The sequence below is a fragment of the Lysinibacillus sp. NPDC093712 genome (genome assembly GCF_050280025.1).
Taxonomy (GTDB): domain Bacteria; phylum Bacillota; class Bacilli; order Bacillales_A; family Planococcaceae; genus Lysinibacillus.
The window spans coordinates 21,432-39,766 of record NZ_JBNNUU010000008.1 but is presented as its reverse complement, the minus strand read 5'-3'; the positions used below and the strand labels follow the sequence as shown (position 1 = coordinate 39,766).

15 protein-coding genes are annotated in these 18,335 nt (G+C 37.3%); 1 reads left to right on the top strand and 14 read right to left on the bottom strand.

What is annotated here, in order from left to right; genetic code table 11:
• Positions 1 to 8 precede the first annotated feature (8 nt).
• The 3 genes from ACQKNX_RS21175 to ACQKNX_RS21165 form a co-directional block, all read right to left on the bottom strand.
• A complete protein-coding gene (locus ACQKNX_RS21175) occupies positions 9 to 1,073 on the bottom strand; it encodes an ABC transporter permease (RefSeq protein ID WP_427430550.1) in 1,065 nt (354 codons plus the stop codon).
• The gene (locus ACQKNX_RS21170; protein WP_427430549.1) at positions 1,070 to 1,801 is read right to left on the bottom strand and encodes an ABC transporter ATP-binding protein; all 732 of its coding nucleotides are present in this window, start codon (positions 1,799 to 1,801) and stop codon (positions 1,070 to 1,072) included. Before ACQKNX_RS21170 ends, ACQKNX_RS21175 begins: the two co-directional genes overlap by 4 nt.
• 563 nt (positions 1,802 to 2,364) lie before the next feature.
• Positions 2,365 to 3,810: an MDR family MFS transporter gene (locus ACQKNX_RS21165; RefSeq protein ID WP_427430548.1), complete on the bottom strand. Its 1,446-nt coding sequence runs from the start codon at positions 3,808 to 3,810 to the stop codon at positions 2,365 to 2,367.
• Positions 3,811 to 4,008: 198 nt separating this feature from the next.
• On the opposite strand from ACQKNX_RS21165, the gene ACQKNX_RS21160 reads away from it, so the two are divergent.
• Positions 4,009 to 4,908, top strand: coding sequence for a TetR/AcrR family transcriptional regulator (locus ACQKNX_RS21160; protein ID WP_427430547.1), 900 nt, complete (start codon positions 4,009 to 4,011; stop codon positions 4,906 to 4,908).
• 383 nt (positions 4,909 to 5,291) lie between these two features.
• Here the strand turns inward: ACQKNX_RS21160 and rlmD are convergent, their stop codons facing one another.
• The 11 genes from rlmD to ligA form a co-directional block, all read right to left on the bottom strand.
• Positions 5,292 to 6,656 (bottom strand): 23S rRNA (uracil(1939)-C(5))-methyltransferase RlmD, encoded by a 1,365-nt coding sequence (rlmD, locus tag ACQKNX_RS21155; RefSeq protein ID WP_427430546.1) that lies wholly within the window; start codon positions 6,654 to 6,656, stop codon positions 5,292 to 5,294.
• 210 nt (positions 6,657 to 6,866) lie between these two features.
• Entirely contained in the window at positions 6,867 to 6,989 is a 123-nt protein-coding gene (gene cydS / locus ACQKNX_RS21150) for a cytochrome bd oxidase small subunit CydS (RefSeq protein WP_340822240.1), read from the bottom strand.
• A gap of 12 nt (positions 6,990 to 7,001) precedes the next feature.
• Positions 7,002 to 8,027, bottom strand: coding sequence for a cytochrome d ubiquinol oxidase subunit II (locus ACQKNX_RS21145; protein ID WP_427430545.1), 1,026 nt, complete (start codon positions 8,025 to 8,027; stop codon positions 7,002 to 7,004).
• Complete coding sequence (locus tag ACQKNX_RS21140; RefSeq protein WP_427430544.1) at positions 8,024 to 9,370, bottom strand: cytochrome ubiquinol oxidase subunit I; 1,347 nt, start codon at positions 9,368 to 9,370, stop codon at positions 8,024 to 8,026. The genes ACQKNX_RS21145 and ACQKNX_RS21140 overlap by 4 nt, the downstream gene beginning before the upstream one ends.
• Before the next feature lie 355 nt (positions 9,371 to 9,725).
• A complete protein-coding gene (locus ACQKNX_RS21135) occupies positions 9,726 to 10,640 on the bottom strand; it encodes a diacylglycerol kinase (RefSeq protein WP_340822233.1) in 915 nt (304 codons plus the stop codon).
• Between the two features lie 178 nt (positions 10,641 to 10,818).
• Positions 10,819 to 11,379, bottom strand: coding sequence for a thioredoxin family protein (locus ACQKNX_RS21130; RefSeq protein WP_427430543.1), 561 nt, complete (start codon positions 11,377 to 11,379; stop codon positions 10,819 to 10,821).
• Positions 11,380 to 11,546: 167 nt separating this feature from the next.
• Positions 11,547 to 12,974: an Asp-tRNA(Asn)/Glu-tRNA(Gln) amidotransferase subunit GatB gene (gene gatB, locus ACQKNX_RS21125; protein WP_427430542.1), complete on the bottom strand. Its 1,428-nt coding sequence runs from the start codon at positions 12,972 to 12,974 to the stop codon at positions 11,547 to 11,549.
• A 1-nt stretch (position 12,975) separates the two neighbouring features.
• A complete protein-coding gene (gene gatA, locus ACQKNX_RS21120; RefSeq protein ID WP_427430541.1) occupies positions 12,976 to 14,439 on the bottom strand; it encodes an Asp-tRNA(Asn)/Glu-tRNA(Gln) amidotransferase subunit GatA in 1,464 nt (487 codons plus the stop codon).
• A gap of 24 nt (positions 14,440 to 14,463) precedes the next feature.
• Positions 14,464 to 14,751, bottom strand: coding sequence for an Asp-tRNA(Asn)/Glu-tRNA(Gln) amidotransferase subunit GatC (gatC, locus tag ACQKNX_RS21115; protein WP_427430540.1), 288 nt, complete (start codon positions 14,749 to 14,751; stop codon positions 14,464 to 14,466).
• Positions 14,752 to 15,086: 335 nt separating this feature from the next.
• Positions 15,087 to 16,223 (bottom strand): CamS family sex pheromone protein, encoded by a 1,137-nt coding sequence (locus tag ACQKNX_RS21110; RefSeq protein ID WP_427430539.1) that lies wholly within the window; start codon positions 16,221 to 16,223, stop codon positions 15,087 to 15,089.
• Between the two features lie 107 nt (positions 16,224 to 16,330).
• Entirely contained in the window at positions 16,331 to 18,328 is a 1,998-nt protein-coding gene (ligA, locus tag ACQKNX_RS21105) for an NAD-dependent DNA ligase LigA (protein WP_427430538.1), read from the bottom strand.
• Positions 18,329 to 18,335 lie beyond the last annotated feature (7 nt).

The window sequence follows — 18,335 nt, the reverse complement described above, 5'->3', positions numbered from 1 at the left end:
TTACTGTATCATAATTTACGGTACTTTTTCAGAGCAAACAAATTTAAGACGATAAATACTGCTGCAAAAGCTAACAAAATATATAAATTACTACTAATATCAGATAAACTCAAACCTTCGTACATTACTCCTTTTAATGCATCTGCTGCGTAGTACAACGGCATAAAGTTTGCAAAAATTTGTAGCCATCCTGCCATTCCCTCTATAGAGAAAATACCTGAAAAGAATATTTGTGGCACAATGATAATTGGTATGAACTGTATCATTTGAAACTCTGAACTTGCGAATGAAGATAATAGTATGCCAAGTGACAAAGCCACAAGTGCTACGATGACATTGATTAATATAACATTCCATATAGAACCAATTAAAACCATATCCAGCACATTGATTGCAAACAACACAATAATAATGGTCTGTACCACTGCTAATAAACCGTAACCAACTAGATAGCCTGTGACAATCTCACCTCTCTTAATAGGTGTTGCTAATAAACGTTCTAGCGTTCCAGTTGTTCTTTCATTCAATAGACCTATGCCAGAGATTAAGAAAACGAAAAAGAAGACAAAGAACCCTACCAAAATAGGACTAAAAGTATCAAAAAGTTCTGTATCACTACTACCGTATACATAGTTGGTTTTCATCGAATCTTGTGATGGAAGCTCACTCATTATACTGTTTGCTTCCATTTGCTTTAATTGAATATCTCTACTATAAATTTGCTTTACTTTTATTTCTAGGTTTTTGGCTATCGTAGGATCATTATTCAGTAACGTTATTGTTGGGTTATCGTCGACGACTTGTAAAAAACCATCTAAATTATTTTCTAATATAGTTTCATTCACATTTAAAACGTTGCTATATTCTTTTACCTCAATATCTACATCCTTTAATTTTTCAAGAAGTTGCTGATTCCCATTAGCAACTCCCAAAACAGGCTCAACAGCATTTCCATTAAAGACTAGGTTCATTAGTGTTAAAACTAATAAAGGAGCAACAAAAAGAAGAGCTAATGTACGCTTATCTCTAAATATTTGTAATAAAATTCTCTTAATAAGTGCTACTGTTCTCATTGTACTTTCCTCCCAGCATATAAAAATACCTCATCCAAACTATTAGCTTCAAATTGCTCTTTCAATTGGTGAGGTGTGCCAGTTGCAATAAATGAACCATCTCTTACCATTGCGATATAGTCACATTTTTCTGCTTCATCCATTACGTGAGTCGTGATAATAATGGTTTTTCCTTCCTCATTTTTTAATCGTAACAGCTCATTCCAAATACTTAATCTTAATTCAGGGTCTATTCCAACAGTAGGTTCGTCTAAAATCAGTACTTGAGGGTTTTGTATTAAAGCAATTGCGAGAGATAAACGTCGTTTCATACCTCCTGAGTATGCTGACACTTTTTTATTAAGATCTTCAGTTAGATTAACTAAGTTAGCGGTGTAGGCAATGCGTTCCTGTTTTTCTTTATTATTTAATTTAAATAGGGATGCGAAAAACATTAGATTTTCCTTACCCGTCAGAGTTGTGTATAACGCATCTGATTGAGCCATATAACCAATTTTCTGTAAGACATTTAAATTAGGCATTTTTTCATTTAATAAATAGATAGAACCTTTATCTGGTATATCCATACCAACCATCATTTTTACTAATGTTGTTTTTCCAGCTCCCGAAGGTCCAATAAAACCATAAATACGGCCCTCTTTAATATCAAAATTGATATCTTTTAATACCACTTTCTTACCGAAACTTTTAGTTACTTCTTGAATTTGAATAGTAGTTGTCTCGCTCATAATTTAATCCTCCCCTCAAAAAGTGAGTGTTTAATCACTCATACTTATTATACTTCTATGTTGAGACTGTTTTCAATTAAAAGTGAGTAATTACTCACTTTTAATATTCCGACATAAATTAACATTTTTAATTCCACTAACCTGCACCTAATTCCTTGCAATCTCTATAAATATATCTATATAAATATCCAGCAAATGATTCAAACATTAATACAAATTATCAAACTTTCTTATAAATAATCGATTTTTTCATTAAGCTACAGCAGGTGCATTGTGGATTATCGAACATGAAGGTATCGAGGCTGTAAACGTACATTTCTCAGCTATCCATGGTAAGGAAATCAAATCTTTAGAAGAAGGTTAACCAGTAACATTTAATGTTGAAGCAGGACAGCGTGGTCCCTTTTAAAATAATCTTCGCAAAAAAAGTAGTACAAATCCATAGCTTTGATTTGTACTACTTTTTTTAGTATGTTCCTCTGACTAATGAGAGTGGAAAAAGTTAGTGGTAAATAAAAATTCGGATGGAAATCTTAATCTATTAATTTACTTAATCCCGCAAACTATTTATTTGTAGCGACCGGCTCGCTTTTGACTTTGACACTTTTCTTTTTAAGGAAAAGCGTTAAAACAAAGGCAATACCTGAAACTATTAATGTTGCTAAAAAGGCATCATTTACCCCAATTATTGAAGATTGTAGCATTAAATGCTGCTGGGATGCTTGATCTGTTACCTGATTTGCTACGTCTGCCATATGTGTTTTTGTACGGCTTACCATGACTGACACAAGCAAACTTGTTCCAATTGCTCCTGCAACCTGGTTTAACGTACTATTGATTGCCGTACCATGAGTAGTTTGGGTAGGTGTTAATGAGTTTAGGCCATGTGTTTGGATAGGCATACTAACAAACGACATACTTAACATACGGAACGCATAAATTGTAGCGATATATAGGCTTGATGTGTTCTCATCTAATCTTGCAAACGCAATTGTTGTGAAAATCGTAATACAAACGCCAATTAAGACTAAATTTTTTGCCCCGAATTTGTCAAATAATCGACCGGCAATAGGGCTCATAATCCCGTTTAAAATAGCACCAGGTAATAAAATTAACCCGGTTTCTAATGGCGTTAATCCTTGCGTATTTTGCAAGAACAGTGGAATTAAAATCATCGCAGAATACATCGCGATAACATTTGTCGCCGTAATTGCCGATGCAAGTGCATATTGTGATGACTTATAAATACCAAAGTCAAGCATTGGATCAACTAGGCGGAACTGTCTAATAATCAATAGTGCTAAGAACACACAGCCAAGCACAATCGGTAACCATACAAATGCGTCTCCCCATCCTTTGTTTCCAGCAGAACTGAAGCCATATAAAATACCACTAAAGGCAAGTGCAGAGAAAATAACAGAAGGTACATCAATTTTCCCTGTATAGCTCGGTTTCGTTTTATCTAAACTGAAATAACCAATCAACCAAACAATCCCCATAATTGGAACCATCATTAGGAATAAAATATTCCAATTAAAATGTTCAATTATGAAGCCAGAAAGCGTTGGACCGATTGCTGGTGCGAACATAATTACTAGACCGAAAAGCCCCATCATTGATCCTCGTTTTTCAGGCGGGAATGAAGTCATTAAATAATACATACCCATTGGCATTAGCAGTGCTGAACCGACGCCTTGGATTAAGCGCCCAGTTAAAAGTAAGCCAAATGACCCTGCAATACCAGCGAGTAAAGAACCTAAGAAGAAGCTCCCAATCGAAATCAAAAATAATTTACGTAGAGAGTATTTTTTCATTAAAAATGCTGTCGTTGGAACGAGAATCGCATTGACTAGCATATAGCCTGTAGTAAGCCATTGGACAGTCGATTCAGTAATCGATAAATCCTTCATAATTTGGGCTAATGCTACATTTAAAAATGAATTGTTCAGTAAAGCAAAGAAAGCACCAGTAATTAAAACAATTAATGTTGTTTTGGTGGATTGTTTCATGTTTTTAGAGTTCCCTTTCTTGGTTAGTATTCTTTAAATAGATTCTTAACACCGAATTATACTCAGTGTATAAAAATGGACTTAAAGTATAAAATGTATTCTAAACCTTTTATTTTTAAAAAACAAGCATTAATATACTTGAGTTATAAAAACAGAATCGTAGTATAATAAATGTATTAATTTGAGGGAAGTGTTAATATGAAGGACAAAAAATTAGCCATTATACAATCATCATTTGAATTATTTTTAAGTCAGGGTTATCACGCAACCTCAATTCAGGACATATTAAATAAATCAAATGTTTCGAAGGGGACGTTTTATAATTACTTTGAATCGAAAAGCTCTTTGCTACAGCAAACATTGTTATATAGGGAGGAACGTATTCAGTATCAAAGAGATTTACTGCTAGATGGTGATAACGAGGGAGATCGTCATATTTTTATTAAGCAAATAGAAGTGACCTTTTTGAATAAAGGGACGATTAATATGTCAGAATTGATGGATGATGCAGCGGTTTCAGATGATTCAAGCTTGATTAAATTTATGAAAGATTTACGGAATTCCTTTATTGAGTGGCTGTATAAACGACTACATCAAGTATATGGGGAGAAATATGAAGCATACATCGCTGAAATGACACTAATATTTGCAGGGATTCTTCAAAATTTGTTTCATTTCTCGCCCTTGATGAATAATAAGAGCAACGATTATCTCAAACTGATTGAATACAGTCTGACAAGTACAGAAACAATTATTGCAAGTAAAGAAAAAGGCGAAGATGCGCTAATTACCAATGAAGCATTTGAACAGAACTTTTCAATTGCTATGCAGCCTGATTCTTTGTTTAGTGAGTTTGCAATCCATACAAACAGTTTAAAAAAAGCGATTGAGCGACTGTACGGGGACGAGTCACAAATCAGTGAGTTATTATACGAATTAGTTGCGTTTGTGCAACAAGAAATCGTGGCTGTACAACCAAATAGGGCCTTAATTTTAAGTGCGATGACAACGTTTAATTCATTTGATAAGCTCCATTCATCAATTGAATTAGCTGATTTCCTGCAAACAATGCAAAATTTAGGATATGAAATGTTTTAGGGGTTTGTGTGTTTTGGTGGAAAAAATATAAACTACCCAAAATTCACTGGCATAGTGGATAGTATCCACTAATTTAGACAGATTAAATAAGGGAAAGCAAGACGGCTAATTAGAGGTGCATAATTACGCTTTTAAAGCGTCTGCTTATTTCGACGAATATGAAGTTAGATATACCAAAGGAGCATCCTAGTAGAAACAAGATTAAATAATTTCTTTAATTAATCATTGTCAAATACTTTTAATAGACACCTTGAAGCGTAACTAAATAACCTGCATCGGAAGTAAAAGAAATTCTGACAATTACTTTAAATGCAGAAAGCTGTGCCGAAAATCCCAATAATAATTGGATATTTCAGCACAGCGATTTTTTGTTACTTACTAAATTAAACTAATTCTAACCATGCAACTGCTTCACAATGTGTAGAATGCGGGAACATATCGACTGGTTGAATTTCCTGTGTTTTGTATCCGCCATCTTCCAATATGCGAAGGTCACGTGCAAGTGTAGCTGGGTTACATGATACATAAACAACTCGTTTTGGACGTTGCTCTAAAATTGTTTGTAAAAGTGCTTCATCGCATCCTTTACGTGGTGGGTCTACAACAAGGACATCTGCTTCTTTGCCTTCCTTATACCAGCGTGGAATGACTTCCTCTGCCGGGCCTGCCTCGAAGTACGTATTTGTAAAGCCGTTAAGCTCTGCATTGCGTTTTGCATCTTCAATGGCTTGTGGGACGATTTCGACACCCATTACTGCCTTCGCTTTTTGAGCGAGGAATAAAGAAATGGTACCGATGCCACAGTAGGCATCAATGACACGTTCATGACCTTGTAAATCAGCATAGTCTAGCGCTTGCTTGTATAGCACTTCCGTTTGCTGGGGATTTACTTGGTAGAACGAGCGTGCCGAGATTTCGAAGCGTACATCACCGATAGAATCAATGATTACATCATTGCCCCAAAGGTTAATCGTTTCATCACCAAAAATAACGTTTGTTTTATCGCTATTGATGTTTTGCATTATGGATGTAACGTTTGGCAATAGCTTTAATATGCTCGCTACAGCCGCATCTTTTTGCGAGAATTTTTTCTTTTTCGTAACGAGTACGACCATAACCTCACCTGTTGCACGTGCAGTACGAATAACGACGTGACGCAGCATCCCCTCATGTGATGCTTCATTATAAGGTTGAATACCGATTGACGTTAATTCCTTTTTTAGTCCCGAAAGAATTGCGTCCGCTTCGCCTGTTTGAATTAAACAGCGATCCATATCGACAATTGTATGTGATTTTGTTTTGTAGAAACCAGCAATGACTTGTCCCGCGTCATTTGTAGAAAATGGAATTTGAGCTTTATTGCGATATTGCCAAGGCTCCTCCATTCCCTTCACTGGTAAAATTGGTGCGTCAATTTTGCCTAGGCGTTGCATAACATTCCGCACCATATTTTCCTTCCACTTTAACTGCCCCTCGTACGATAAGTGCTGTAACTGACAGCCACCGCATTGCTTAAAATAATCGCAAGGTGCATCTACTCGATCAGGTGAAGGTTTAATTATTTCTATCATTTTTGCAAATCCATAATTTTTTAGCGTTTTTAAAACATGAATTTCTGCTGTTTCATTCGGTAATGCACCTTGAATAAATAATGGATAGCCATCGACTTTTGCGACACCATTGCCATCATGTGTTAAATCTTCTATATAAACTGTAAGTTGGTCATTCTTTTTTACGGGTGCTGACATTCGTACATCCTCCATTTCAATCTTCTTATTGTAGCATGTGATAGCGGAGGAAAAAAGAACAAGGCATGAATTTATCACGCGATTCTAGCTGTGCTAAAAAATAATGACCTGGAGCGACCACGACTCGCAATGTGAACGAGCTCCCCGTTTTCCTTAGCGTATCTTCAATTGATAGTTTACCTTAGCCCAGACAGTGCTAAAAAAGAGTCGCTATTCGCGACTCTTTTCATTATTTTTCGTTACATAATCATCTTTTGGTGCCCACCAGAACATCACAATAATCCCGAGAATGACGACAATAAATGGTGCATAAAACATTAAAAACTTTTCCATCGCTATAACCTCCTATGCATGATGGTCTTCTTTCCCTGTCACATAATTTTTGTTGAATAAGAATAGTTTCAGCAATAAATATAGTGAAGGTAGAAGCAGGCATAATCCTAAAACAAATACGATGACTAATGCAATGGCCATTTGGGTGTTTGTAAAGCTATCATAAATCGTTAAATATGGGTACAGTAAATATGGATATTGCGCGATACCGTAAGCAAAAAACGCTACTGCGAACTGAGCGATTAATAGGCCTACAGCAAGCCCATAATTTTTTCGCATCCATAACAATAGGACAGTAATAATAAATAATACTGCGGAAATAGCAAACATCCACCATAAGTTAACCATATGCTGATAGCTTTCAGGGTTAATGGATTTCATTTCATACATAATCCCAAGTGCACTAATCATTAATGGTGCTGCCCAAATTAATGCATATTTTCGCATTAAATTTGTTGCCTCTACATCTGTTGCTTTATGTGCATACCACGTTAAAAATACTGCGGATATATAAAGGACAGCTGCTATGCTTAATACGACAATACTCCAAGCAAATGTACTCGTATATAGTGTCCAATAATTTAATACTGGTTGCCCTTCCACCATATCCACATAGCCGCCACCTGCAATAGCAAATACTACAGATAATGAGGCTGGAATAAGTAAACCTGTTAAGCCATATGTCAGAGAATAACCAATATGTCCACGTGCGCCATACGATTCAAATGCATAGTACGAACCGCGAATCGCAAGCAACACTAATGAAATACTAACCGGCACAAGCAAAATTGTTCCATAGTAAAATGCTGTTTGAGGAAAAAAACCTACAATCCCAACAAAGAAAAACACTAAAAAGACATTCGTTACTTCCCATACAGGTGATAAATATCGTTTAATAATATTCGTTATAATATGGTTTTTCCCAATAAGTAGACTGTAAGCATTAAAAAAGCCTGCACCAAAATCAATGGATGCGAGCATCACATAACCAAAAAGGAAAATCCACAATACTGAAATTCCTAATATCTCTAATGTCATATGATGTCACCGCCTTTTTCTATATTCCGATCTTCAATTTCACGCTCAATTGGATTCTTTTTAAACATGCGAATTAATACAACGGTACTACCTACTCCAAGTACGGCATAAACACCTGAGAATAACAGCATCATTAAATCCACATGATCGCTCGTTGTTGCGCCCTCTGGTGTTCGCATAATACCGTATAATATCCACGGTTGACGTCCAACTTCGGCAAGCCACCAGCCTGATTCAATCGCTAGAATTGACAGTGGTGCACCTGCAACAATAATCCATCTAAACAACCGCGAATGAATAAACCGCCAACGACGTAGTTTCCCTACTACATAAACTAAAGATACTAATGCCATGAACATACCGATAAAGACCATGATATTAAACAGATAGTGAATATAAAGCGGTGGTCGGTCTTCCTCCGCAAATTGATCTAAGCCTATCACTTCTGCATTTGGATTATTAGCTGCCAGTATACTTAATGCATAAGGTACTTTAATGGCATACTTTACTTCCTCGCCATCTAGCACACCGAATAAAATAAGTGATGCTTTATCTGTTGTTTCAAAATGCCATTCTGCCGCAGCTAATTTTTCTGGTTGGTATTCCGCTAAGTATTTGCCTGAGAAGTCACCTATTATTGCTGCTGAAATCGATGTAACCAGACCAATCTTCATTAGTAAAAATAATGATTTTTTATGATAAACATGGTCTGAGCCTTTAAGCATACGGTAGCCTGCAATTGCCGCCAACACAAATGCTGATGTCATGTAGGCAGTAACAAGCACGTGCGCTACTTTAGTTGGCATAGCTGGGTTAAACATTGCTAGAAATGGTTGAATATTAACGAGCTGACCGTCCACTATGTCAAAGCCTTGTGGTGCGTTCATAAAGGCATTGACGATCGTTATAAAAACCGCAGACATTGATGCACCTAAAGCAACAGGAATTAGAAGGAGCATATGTTTTTTCTGACTATCGAAACGATCCCAAGTGTATAAGTAGATACCTAAGAAAATGGCTTCAAAGAAGAATGCAAAGGTTTCCATAAAGAGTGGTAATGCTATAGTTTGCCCTGCAAGTTGCATAAAATTCGGCCATAGTAACGATAATTGTAATCCGATAGCTGTACCTGTAACGACCCCTACAGCAACGGTAATGACGAAACCTCGTGCCCAACGTCGTGCCATTAAAATATAATGCTCGTCATTCTTTTTATATCCAGTCCATTGCGCAATCATAATCATTAACGGCACGCCGACACCAATCGTTGCATATATGATATGGAACGATAACGTAAGCTCCGTTAATGCACGACTCCAAAAGACTGCTGATTCATTAATCATCTCATTACCCTCCTAACTACCAAATATTCTTCCCAGAATGGAAAGTAGCATGATAATTGCAACACCGAAGCTTAACCAAATAAGCTTTCTTTCCTGTGACTTATACAAATTGCACCACTTCCTTTCCCTTATCCATACCCATATTTTCCACCATTTCAACGAAAAAAACCTTTATAATGGACCGAAACTTCGGCCTATTATAAAGGTTTCAAATTTTGTTCATTTAATATACGTATATTCGCCAAACATTTTTCTTAATTCTTTCACAACCCCTATTTATGAGGGGATTATAAACAAATAAGTGTAAATTTACAAAACTTATTTACACTTATCTGCAATTGTTCCATAAGATTATTTAAATTCGATCTTCCTCACGAATATCTTCAATCGGTACAAAAATTTCAATATGGCGCTTTAAGTTCTCAAACGTTGCAGGTGCATCTCCACCATATTCGCCATCTAAATTTAAATGCACTTCGTTTTCCGTCGTAACTTTCACAACACTCGCCTTTTTATAAATAACACGATCATCCTTTAAATGTTCGCCTCGTAACGCCATTGCCGCAAGTTGAATAAATTCTGGAAGGCTCACTTTTTTTAATACTAATAATGTAAAGTAACCGTCGTTTATGCTCGCATCTGGTGCAAGCTTTTCAAAGCCTCCAACAGAATTCGTTAAGCCACATAAAAACATCATTGCATCTCCATCAAATACTTCACCATCATATTCTATACGCATATGTGATGCCTTAATAGATGGAATCATTTCAACCGCTTTTAAATAGTAAGCTAACTGCCCTAGCATTGTTTTCATTTTGCTTGGGACTTCGTACGTTAGCTCAGTAATACGTCCCCCAGCAGCAATATTGATGAAATAGCGTTCTCCATTTAACAATCCAACATCAACTGGTAAGGTATCGCCTTTAATAATAATATCAACGGCTTCATCAATATTTCGTGGAATATGGACGGCACGTGCAAAATCATTCGTTGTCCCCATTGGAATTAAGCCAATCTTCGGACGTTTTTCAAATTGACCTACACCAGAAACAACCTCATTTAACGTCCCATCTCCACCAACTGCTATGATAATATCAAATCCACGTTCTACTGCGTTTTTTGCTGCTTCTATAGCATCGCCTTCACAAGTTGTTGCGTGACAAGATGTCTCATAGCCTGCTACCTCTAGTTTCTCCAATACTTCTGGTAAATGCTTTTTAAACGCTTCTCTCCCAGATGTAGGATTATAAATGATTCTTGCTCGTTTCATAACATACCTTCCTGCTTCATAAGATTCTAATACTTTCAACGAATAAACCATTGAAATGTTGCACTGATGATTTAATGCGAAGTTCTACGCCTTGCAACTCAAATTACACCATATGCTTTCAATACGCCAGTACGAGCACGTATTGAACGTTACACCTTTGACTAAGCAAATTGCTCCATTATTGTAATGCTGCTGTTACGTGTTTTTTGAAATCTTCGTATACATATGTCCAATTTGCATTGTTCGTAATATTATCTTCACGTATTTCAGTATAAAGTGCTTTTTGTGCTTCCTCAAAAGTCGGATCTTCTTTGTCCGGTAATGTAGCTCTTTTTTTCACTACAATATCCTGTAACTCAGGCGCACGTGGTCCCCATTTACCTATAACTTGACCTGATTCATTAAGTAAAATATACATTGGAATTGCACGGCCACCGTTTGTTAAGTAACGGTCTATTAAATCTGTATCTGCATCGCGTAAAACGGTGCGCATAACTAATCCAGCTGCCTCTGCAACACGGCGAATAATTGGATTATTTAACATCGCATCTCCGCACCAATCTTCAGTAATTGTTAAAATTTTTGGTTGCTTGTCTTTTAATAAAGCTACAAAACCATCGTTCATTGGCACTTCAAAGCCATCATAAATACGGAAGCTATCTTCTTTAAGCGTTGTCATGTTTTCCATATATTGTTGAATTGACATGGCTTCTTCAAAATATTGTTGTTCAGTTTTCATATACTTATCCCCTTTTTAAATGAAGTGTTTGTTCTATTCTATATTTTGCTATGAATACTCTTTTTAGACAACTATTTAGTGTTACGATTTGTTAGTATGTACAATTTTTGCATTTAAAAAGCCAAGAAAGTGAATACACTCTCTTGACTCATCGAAATAACAAAAAATTAGCGTTTTGCAATTTCTTGTTGTAATAATTTGTTGACCATTGGTGGGTTCGCTTGGCCTTTTGTAGCTTTCATAATTTGTCCAACTAAGAAGCCAATTGCACGATCCTTACCATTTTTGAAGTCTTCGATCGATTGTGCATTGTTATCTAATACTTCTGTTACGATTGCTAATAATGCACCCTCATCAGAAATTTGAACTAATCCTTTTGCCTTCACGATGTCATTAGCTGAACCGCCGTTTTCGACTAACTCAGTAAATACTTTTTTACCAATTTTAGAAGAAATTGTACCGTCTGCAATCAATTTCACCATGCCTGCTAGGTTTTCTGGAGTTAACGCAGTATCTTTAAGATCTTTTTGTTCAGCATTTAAATATGCAGAAACATCACCCATCAACCAGTTTGCAGAAAGTTTTGCATCTGCTCCTTCAGCTATCATCGCTTCAAAGAAATCAGAAATTTCTTTAGCAATAACAAGAACGCCAGCGTCATAAGGTGTTAATCCTAATTCTTCAACATAACGTTTTTTACGAGCATCTGGAAGTTCAGGAATCTCTAATTTTACGCGCTCTAACCATTCATCGTCGATTGATAGACGCACTAAATCTGGCTCTGGGAAGTAACGATAATCATCTGTTCCTTCTTTAACACGCATTAAAATAGTTTTACCTGTTTTTTCATCAAAGCGACGCGTTTCTTGATCAATCACGCCACCTGACAATAATACGTCCGCTTGACGTAACTCTTCGTGCTCAATACCACGACGTACGTAGTTAAACGAGTTAAGGTTTTTAAGCTCTGTTTTTGTACCAAATTCTTCTTGGCCATATGGGCGAATCGAAATGTTGGCATCACAGCGTAGTGAACCTTCTTCCATTTTACAGTCTGAAACATCTGTATATTGGATAATTGATTTTAATTTTTCAAGGTAAGCATATGCTTCATTTGCTGTGCGAAGATCTGGCTCAGAAACGATTTCTACAAGCGGTGTACCTTGACGGTTAAAGTCCACTAATGAATGGTCACCAGCATGAGATAGTTTACCAGCATCTTCTTCCATATGAAGGCGAGTAATACCGATACGTTTTGTGTAACCATCTACTTCAATATCAATCCAACCGTTTTTACCAATTGGCTTATCGAATTGTGAAATTTGATATGCTTTCGGATTATCCGGATAGAAGTAGTTTTTACGGTCAAATTTTGTTTCTTGCTCGATTTCCATGTTTAGTGCAAGTGCTGCACGCATCGCGAAATCTACAACATTTTTATTTAAGACAGGAAGGACACCAGGATAACCTAGGTCAATTACTGTTGTATTTGTATTTGGTTCAGCACCGAAGTGAGCTGGCGCTGGCGAGAAGATTTTTGAGTTTGTTTTTAACTCAACGTGTACTTCTAAACCAATGACTGTTTCAAAGTTCATGTTATTTTCCCTCCCAAATTTGAGGAACTTCTTTATGGAACGCAGTAGCTTGCTCGAACGCATGCGCTACACGGTAAATTGTTGCTTCATCGAAGTATTTACCAATGATTTGCAAACCTAGTGGTAGACCGTTTTCAAAGCCACATGGAATTGAAATTGCTGGCACGCCCGCTAAGTTCATAGGAATTGTTAAAATATCGTTAGCATACATCGTCATTGGGTCATCAACATTTTCACCAATTTTAAATGCTGGCGTTGGTGCCGTAGGTCCAATGATTACATCAAAGTCTTCGAATACTTTGTCGTAGTCTGCTTTAATAAGTGTACGTGCTTGCTGTGCTTTTTTGTAATAAGCGTCGTAAGTACCAGCGCTAAGTGAATAAGTTCCTAGCATAATACGACGTTTTACTTCATCACCAAAGCCTTGTGCACGTGTTTCTTTGTAAAGGTCCATTAGGTTATTAACGTTTTCTGCGCGGAAACCGTAACGGATACCATCAAAACGAGAAAGGTTTGATGACGCTTCAGAAGAAGAAAGGATATAGTACGCTGCAAGTGCATATTTAGAATGAGGAAGTGATACTTCTTCTACTGTCGCACCTAAGCCTTTTAGTACTTTTAGTGCATCAAGTACTGATTGACGTGCCGCTTCGCCAACACCTTCACCTAAAAATTCCTTTGGTACAGCAATACGTAAACCTTTTACATCGCCAGTCAGTGCTGCTGCGAAGTTTGGTACTTCTACATTTGCTGATGTTGAATCGTTAGTGTCTAATCCTGAAATAGCTTCTAGTAAAAGCGCATTGTCTTCAACATTACGTGTAATTGGTCCGATTTGATCTAATGAAGAAGCAAATGCCACAAGTCCAAATCGAGATACACGACCGTATGTAGGTTTCATCCCTACGACACCGCAATATGCTGCTGGTTGACGGATTGAACCACCTGTATCTGAACCAAGTGAGAATGATACTTCTCCTGCTGCTACTGCTGCCGCAGACGCACCTGAAGAACCACCTGGTACGTGATTTAAGTTCCATGGATTTTTTGTTGTTTTATAGAATGAGTTTTCATTTGAAGAACCCATTGCAAACTCGTCCATGTTCAATTTACCGATTGTAATCATGCCAGCTTCGCGTAGCTTATTAACGACTGTCGCATCGTAAATTGGCATAAATCCTTCAAGAATTTTAGAAGCACAAGTTGTTTCTAAGCCCTCTGTTACGATATTGTCTTTGACACCAATAGGAAGACCAAAAAGTGGTCCACGTTCTTCAAATGGCACTTTGTCCATTTCAGCTGCTTGTGCAGTTGCTTTTTCTTCGTTTGAAGCAAGGAATGCTTGTACATCGCCGTCAAGCTTTGTTACGCGTTCATATGCTTCTTTTGTTAAGTCAGCGATTGTTAGGTTACCAGCTTTAATTTCAGCTTGTAGCTCCTTTGCTGAACGTTCAAATAACGTCATGAGGAATCCTCCTATTTTTTAGTATTACATGATAGCTGGTACTTTTACTTGACCATCTTCTTGTTCTTTCACGTTTAACATCATTAAATCACGGTCTAGACCTTTTGTTGCCACATCTTCACGCATTACGTTTACCAATGGTAAAACGTGTGTTGTTGGTTCAACATTTGTAGTATCTAACTCGTTTAGCTGCTCTGCAAAGTCAGTAATTTTCCCAAGTTGCTCTGCAAATTTTTCCGCTTCTTCTTCTGTAATTGCAAGACGTGCTAAATTCGCAACGTGCTTAACTTCTTCTTTTGTTAATTTTGCCATTTTTTACACCTCCGAATACGATCCAATTCATTGTTTTTGTTGATAACAATAGGGTTGAATAAAGTTAACCATGCCAATAATCATAACATTTTTCCTATTAAAAATCACAACTTTCACCAAAAATACAGAAACTTTCACTACTATAACAAAGTGTTGTCCTAAGATGTCTTCTTTTGTTGAACGTAGCTATAATTGTTAGCTGATCTGGATTTTAGAGAAGCTTTACTAACTATTACTTACGTATGATGTACATTGTCCAAATTCTATTAAACGAACACTTATTGGATTTAAGCGCGATTATGCATAAAAATAGCCAGCACAAGGCTGACTATTTTTTACTCATAAACGTGTACATACGGGTCTTTATCATTCGCTTCTTTCATAATTAAAGCCTCTGGACCATTGATTGAAGTAATGCTCACCTCGACATTTATATTATCAAATTGATTGATTAGGGCGCCCGTTAAATATTGTGTAAAGCCTATAATTTCAGCAGTGCCGAAAAATTGGATTGGAATTTCTATTGTTAGCTTTTGTATTTTTTTATTTTGATAAAAGCCTGTGCCAATAACACTTGTATAGTTAGAAAAATATTTATCGACATCTTGTTTGAAGTTTTTGAAGTTATTACTAACATCTCGATAAGTATCATGTGTATCATCTGTTGGGAACATCACATATTCTTCGTCAAGAGGTTGCCATTCGCCAATATCATTTTGCCCCTCTTTTGCAACACCATAAGTAAAATACGAACCTGGAATAATTTCATTGCGGGCCTGCTGTTTAAACAACCCAACGACTATCGGTACATCTTTTAATTCATCACGTGTACGCATACGGGAAACGATTTCAGCCGCCATTTTTTTACCTTGCTCAACAAGAGCAGACTCAGGAATAGGCTCCTCGTAATACTCACCATATTTTTCTTTTTGATAATAATAGATAGAATTTAAAGATAGCCCTATTGAAATACCGGCTAATTTCACCTTATTATCATCCGTTTTCTTTAAATAATTTTGCTCAACAATATGAGATAAATAAATAGGTGCTTTTGTTGCACGTTCTTCTGGTGTCATAGCATCTGTTGTTGGGGGATTTAAACCATCCTCCGTTTGTGAACTACGTGCTAGCCAAGAGCTTACAGTGCTTTCAGCTAAATATTGGCCTTCTTGGAAGTAATAATTTTCAGTGTCAAACTCATTTTGAGAAAGACGCATTAATCCCGTTTCTACTTCCTTCATATCATACTTCGTGTAAATATTCGAAACGACTAACCCACGGCTTGCACTTTCTTTATATGGTATTAGTGTTTTATAGAAAGATTCATCAATCTGTAGACTAGGAATAATCGTTGTTTCCGCTTTTTCCTGTTGCGTTTCCTGTGTAAGCTCTGTCTCCTTCTTATTCGAAGGTACACAGCCGACTAGCATTGCAGCAGCTACAATTGCTGGAATGAGTCGAAATGACTTCATTATTTTAGTACCCCTTTACTAATTATCAGATTCACCTTTGACAAATTTTCTATACCGCTCTCATTTAAGAGCAAACATCTGCCAGTGCTGTATCTTTTACGTATTGTTTAAGTTAGTTGCTCAATTAGGTCGTCTTCATTCCAAACTTCAATACCTAATTGTTCTGCCTTTGTCAGTTTTGACCCTGCATCCGAACCTGCAATAACAAGATCCGTTTTTTTACTGACACTTCCTGTAACAATTCCACCTAACTCTTCTATTTTCGCCTTTGCATCGTTCCGTGTCAATTGCTCAAGTTTACCAGTTAGCACGATTGTCTTGCCTGCAAATGGATTGTCACCTACGACTACCTCTACCTTTTTACCTTTATACGTCATATTGACACCAGCCTCAGCAAGACGCTGAATAACAGCACGTGCATCTTCATTGGCAAAATACTCTACGAGTGAAGATGCCATTTTATCGCCAATCTCATGAATTGCTACAAGCTGCTCCTCAGTTGCAGCCATCACCGCTTCCATCGTCTCAAACTGCTCTGAGACAATCTTTGCCGCCTTCTCGCCAACATGTCGTATCCCTAAACCAATGAGTAGACGTTCCATCGAATTGTCCTTCGATGCTTGAATAGCATTCACTAGGTTTGTAGCTGATTTTTCGCCCATACGTTCTAGCTCGACTAACTGCTCTACTGTTAACTGATATAAATCAGATACATCATGAATTAAATCTGCACGCAACAGCTGCTCAACAACCTTTTCACCAAGTCCGTCGATGTTCATGGCGTTACGGGAAACAAAGTATTTAATGCTCTCAGCAATTTGTGCAAAACATGCTGGATTTACACAACGCAGGGCAACCTCTCCCTCAATTCGAATAAGCTCACTATCGCAAACAGGGCAATTTGCTGGCATTTCATAAGGGATTGAATCCTCCGGGCGTTGCTCTAGTAATACACCAACTACTTGTGGGATAATATCGCCCGCTTTTCGGATAATGACTGTGTCCCCAATTCGAATATCTTTATCACGAATTAAATCTTCGTTGTGTAAAGATGCTCGTTGCACTGTAGTTCCCGCTACTTGTACAGGTGTTAAAATCGCCGTTGGTGTCACGACGCCAGTTCGACCTACTGTTAAATCGATATCAAGCAACGTTGTTACAACTTCTTCTGCAGGGAATTTGTAGGCAATTGCCCAACGTGGACTTTTTGCTGTATAACCAAGTTCATCCTGCTGCGCAAAACGATCGACCTTGATTACAATACCATCTATTTCATAGGCTAAATTCGGACGATTTTCTGTCCAAGTTGCAATAAAGGACAAAACCTCTTCAATCGAAGCACAGCGTTGACGTTCTTTATTTGAAGGGAATCCAAGCCCTTCCAAATAATCTAGCATCTCGCCATGCCCATCAATGCCGTACGCTTCACCATCTCCTCCAATTGCATAAATGAAGGTTGATAGTTGACGACTTGCTGCAATTTTTGGATCTAATTGACGTAATGAGCCTGCAGCAGCATTTCGAGGGTTTGCAAATAATTCTTCACTATTTTCAGCGCGCTGTGCATTCAATTTTTCAAACGACTTTTTAGGCATATATGCTTCGCCGCGCACTTCAATCGTAATTGGTTCTTTTAATCGCAGTGGCACAGCACGAATTGTTTTTAAGTTTGCTGTTATATCCTCACCGATCACACCATCACCGCGTGTTGCTCCTTGGACAAAAACACCATTCTCATATTTAAGAGAAATCGCAAGACCATCTATTTTTAGTTCGCATACATAAGAAAAGTGATCTCCGATTGCTTGACGAATTTTACGGTCAAACTCTCGCAAGTCCGCTTCATTAAATGCGTTGGACAGACTTAGCATCGGATAATCGTGCGTCACTTTTTTAAATCCCGCTATGATAGCACCGCCAACACGCTGTGTCGGTGAATCAGGATAAATAAGTGAAGGATTCGCCTCTTCTAATGCAATGAGTTCGTGTAATAGTTGGTCATATACACTATCTGCAACAAGAGGATTATCTAGCACGTAATACGCATGCCCATATTCATGCAATAATTTATTTAACTCCGCTATGCGCTGTTCAATTTCGTTCATTTAAGTT

Bases quoted from the DNA above. Each gene is read 5' to 3' on its own strand.
- ACQKNX_RS21160 (WP_427430547.1), top strand. From the start codon at position 4,009: ATGAAGGACAAAAAATTAGCCATTATACAATCATCATTTGAATTATTT.
- ACQKNX_RS21175 (WP_427430550.1), bottom strand. From the start codon at position 1,073: ATGAGAACAGTAGCACTTATTAAGAGAATTTTATTACAAATATTTAGA.
- ACQKNX_RS21140 (WP_427430544.1), bottom strand. From the start codon at position 9,370: ATGATTAATGAATCAGCAGTCTTTTGGAGTCGTGCATTAACGGAGCTT.
- gatC (WP_427430540.1), bottom strand. From the start codon at position 14,751: ATGGCAAAATTAACAAAAGAAGAAGTTAAGCACGTTGCGAATTTAGCA.
- ACQKNX_RS21170 (WP_427430549.1), bottom strand. From the start codon at position 1,801: ATGAGCGAGACAACTACTATTCAAATTCAAGAAGTAACTAAAAGTTTC.
- gatA (WP_427430541.1), bottom strand. From the start codon at position 14,439: ATGACGTTATTTGAACGTTCAGCAAAGGAGCTACAAGCTGAAATTAAA.
- ACQKNX_RS21145 (WP_427430545.1), bottom strand. From the start codon at position 8,027: ATGACATTAGAGATATTAGGAATTTCAGTATTGTGGATTTTCCTTTTT.
- rlmD (WP_427430546.1), bottom strand. From the start codon at position 6,656: ATGTCAGCACCCGTAAAAAAGAATGACCAACTTACAGTTTATATAGAA.
- cydS (WP_340822240.1), bottom strand. From the start codon at position 6,989: ATGGAAAAGTTTTTAATGTTTTATGCACCATTTATTGTCGTCATTCTC.
- ACQKNX_RS21165 (WP_427430548.1), bottom strand. From the start codon at position 3,810: ATGAAACAATCCACCAAAACAACATTAATTGTTTTAATTACTGGTGCT.
- gatB (WP_427430542.1), bottom strand. From the start codon at position 12,974: ATGAACTTTGAAACAGTCATTGGTTTAGAAGTACACGTTGAGTTAAAA.
- ACQKNX_RS21135 (WP_340822233.1), bottom strand. From the start codon at position 10,640: ATGAAACGAGCAAGAATCATTTATAATCCTACATCTGGGAGAGAAGCG.
- ACQKNX_RS21130 (WP_427430543.1), bottom strand. From the start codon at position 11,379: ATGAAAACTGAACAACAATATTTTGAAGAAGCCATGTCAATTCAACAA.
- ligA (WP_427430538.1), bottom strand. From the start codon at position 18,328: ATGAACGAAATTGAACAGCGCATAGCGGAGTTAAATAAATTATTGCAT.
- ACQKNX_RS21110 (WP_427430539.1), bottom strand. From the start codon at position 16,223: ATGAAGTCATTTCGACTCATTCCAGCAATTGTAGCTGCTGCAATGCTA.